The organism is Vibrio sp. D173a, from assembly GCF_030248475.1.
Genome location: NZ_JAHGAH010000343.1, coordinates 1 through 3199, shown reverse-complemented (window position 1 = coordinate 3199; position 3199 = coordinate 1). Strand labels below are relative to the sequence as shown.

The following is a 3199-nucleotide window of genomic DNA, read 5'->3' as shown; positions in this document are numbered from 1 at the left end:
CTGTCTATCAAAAAGTATACCTTTTTGAACACCTGCAATGGAAATAACGTTCTGTTTATCACCTTTGTCAGAAACCACATTTCGCAAATCATCACGGAAGGTAACAGATTTTTAGTGTGCGCAGCAAAACACTAAAAATCTGTTACCTGAAAATTTAGGGCTCCATCAGCTCCATGCGGTGATAGAAGACCGAATCAAACTGCATGTCTTCAGGCATAGTGATGATCCCCATGCGAACACTCTCGATCGCTAATTTATGATGCTCAGTAAGCTCGCCATTTACCGGATACGAAAGAACAATATTGAATGCCTCTTTTGCCAGCAGCAACATTGGGTTGTCTGGTACCGTCTCTGCTGCGAGTTTAGCACGCTCTTGCGCTTCACCTTTATTGTCGCTCTTCTGCTTCCACTCAAACAAGAACTCTAAAGCGACAATGCTTTTTCCTCGGTAACGAGCTTTATAACCATAAGATCCAGACTCCTCATCCACGAGGAACGCCAATTCTTTCTGTACTTCTTCATTAGAAGCAAGTTCCTCGATAGGTTTACGGATACAACGCTCTAGGAAAACCTTATTGTTCCCATAACTCGACTTTGTCAGCGTGCCTTTCTCATCTAATAAACCAAACAGACCATGCAGCTGTTCGATAGATTGCTCATGTAACTTCATTCCCGGTTTTTTAAAACGAGATAAAATGCTATATAGACGCTTAGAGTGCTCCGACTTCAACCTTCTAAAAGATAGGTGGTTAATCTGAGCATGACCCGCCGATTGGGCCAGATAAGCATCCATAAGTTCAGCGTTCGGTACCATGATCAATGCACCTTTCTTATACGCCACTCGGCTAAAGAGCGGCATAAAATCAAACTCTTGCTCAACATCGTTCATTAAACCCACTTTACGAGAAGATAGGCGTTTAGCCATTGGTTTTAATGTTGGATATAGTTGCTTTGCAGATAAACCAAACCACTCTTTCAACACTTCAGATTGAAAAGTATATTCAGGTGCATAAACATGACGACCTTCTTGGTAGGCAACCCAATGATCTTCATGCAAGCGCGATAAAAACAACGCAAAGGTATCATGTTCTCGAGCGGTTAAACCAAGTTGACTAAATACAAGCGCATGACTTTTTTTGAAAAAGTCGTTCGGCAACTCTCGATAATCTTCGGTGGTAATTAGTTGGCGACGGTCGGTCATAGTAATTAGCTTCAGGTAACAAATTTTTAGTCTCAAACAAGAATAAGACTAAATATCCGTAACCTCAAGAATAAAAAAGCCATTAATTGACTAAATTCCTGTAACCTTCCCAAAAATGTTATCCATATCTAACTAATCCAATAGATCTGAGGATAAAAATCGGCGAGACACTAAAAATCTGTTACCCAAACACTAAGAAACAGATCATAAACACTAATAACTTGTTACCTACACACTAATCAGAAGAACAAACAAACTAATTAGAAGATCTATTACACTAAGATTACGTAACCTAAAGGCCACTATTTAATTGATTTAAAAAGGGTTTTTGGCTCTTATAGATCTTATATACTTTATAGATCATATAGAACATATATACTGTTATAGATGCTGTGGAAAAGTGAATAACCGACGTTCGAAGCTTTTTAACTCACTTATCCACATCAAAAGAACTAATCTAAAACCCAAACTCATAAAGATCGAAAAATGGGTATCAGAGTGCAGTTGTTAGTTCAAAGCAACTCGATGAATTTTGCTCTACAAACCGCTTTTGAAGCGTTACAAACTTACAAGGCGTTATGGAATCATACCGCCTTGAACAAGTGTCTAAAATCTTCACTAAGAGCGTTTGAGGCGCTCTAATGGCTATTTCTAGTTCCAAGGCATTTTGACAAACTACAGAAGTATGCAAGTCCAGTAGAGCAATACCTTTTGCAATCATAGAGCCCCCACTAAGAACGCTTTTCTAAAAGAAGAAGCTCAATATCAATGAAAATTGTATTTTCAAAGTAACTGACAAATGTAGGAAAGTTATTAACCCCCTTCAAATAAGCATCATGAGCCTCAAAAATACAGCCCTTCAACATGGCAATTACATTGTCATTGTAAAGGAAATCATCAGTGGTGATATCTATATCATGCGTAATAGCCCAAAGGCGAAGAATGCGATCATTAATAGTAACTGAAGTACGCTTATTGGTTTCTGGGTGTGGGTAAGAAATTTTCATGTTAGCCTCCTTAGTTGGTGAGTTAATAATAACTCAAATCAGTGACTGAGTCAATATAAACTCACCATAAAAACCAAAGTGCGCACTGTACGAGGGCGCATTCACTAGAAATATTTGCCTTATAAAAAGTTATTCATGAATTGCTAATGTATGGTTTTGCGAAAATGAACTTTGTCCAGAGGCTTCATATGCCTGAAATTTTACTCGTGGCACTTTTCTCCCAAAGTGCCAGCTAGCTCAGACCTACCCTATTTCTTATAAGCGTGAAAGTTTACTCACAATGTGTGACTGTAGGTTTGCTTTACCTGTTATCCGAGAAAGTGTCGTTCATCCGACCAATATAGGTGCGTCCCGTTGTTGCAATATCATGGATGTGTAGAAAACAACTTATTCGCTAACATTTTAGTAATACTGACAGTTGAATCGCCAACTGACATATCGTAGTTTGTTTCATTGTAACAACAAGTCTCATAGAAACTAACAGGCTCATCTCTTTAAGGAATTAAGGATTGCTAACGGTGCTTTCAAGTCGTTCTCCAGTAAAACAATTGCGCAACTGCTACCTTGTCGCAGGAGTGATCTTTCTGCTTAGCTGGGTTTACTGGCCTGCCGCTAGTCTTTGGCTGGTATTCATTGCTTGGGTTTGTTTTTGCAGGCATAAGGCATCGACTGCGTTATTGCAGCATGTGTATTGGAATATATTGCAGTCTATAGGGTTATATATTGGCCTACATTTAGCGGCTCTTGGTGCAATTCTGAACGCTAATAGATTCAAATATGGCGGCCTATTTTCAGCAACGGGCGCTGAAAATTTTGTTTATTTACTTAGCTTCGGCTTACTTGGGGCGCTATTGTGGATTACTGGTAATATATGGCCAATCATCCGCCTCGTTAAAGGTCACCGCCGCTTTACATCAGCCTTGAAGCAAGAAAAGGGTTCTGTCCAGAAATGTGCCGAAGTGGCATGAAACACGAAAATGCCCCATTCCTT

Annotated in this window: 3 protein-coding genes; 1 reads left to right on the top strand and 2 read right to left on the bottom strand. The window is 39.4% G+C overall.

Features of this window, described 5'->3' with window-relative positions:
- Positions 1-154: 154 nt before the first annotated feature.
- Both KIV40_RS25580 and KIV40_RS25575 read right to left on the bottom strand, forming a co-directional pair.
- On the bottom strand, positions 155-1201 hold the full coding sequence (locus tag KIV40_RS25580; protein ID WP_228176130.1) for a replication initiation protein: 1047 nt from the start codon (positions 1199-1201) through the stop codon (positions 155-157).
- A 731-nt stretch (positions 1202-1932) separates the two neighbouring features.
- Positions 1933-2208 carry a hypothetical protein gene (locus KIV40_RS25575; RefSeq protein ID WP_228176132.1) on the bottom strand — a complete coding sequence of 92 codons (276 nt, stop codon included), beginning with the start codon at positions 2206-2208 and terminating at the stop codon, positions 1933-1935.
- 518 nt (positions 2209-2726) lie between these two features.
- Here KIV40_RS25575 and KIV40_RS25570 point away from each other — a divergent pair.
- Entirely contained in the window at positions 2727-3176 is a 450-nt protein-coding gene (locus tag KIV40_RS25570) for a hypothetical protein (protein WP_214240319.1), read from the top strand.
- Positions 3177-3199 lie beyond the last annotated feature (23 nt).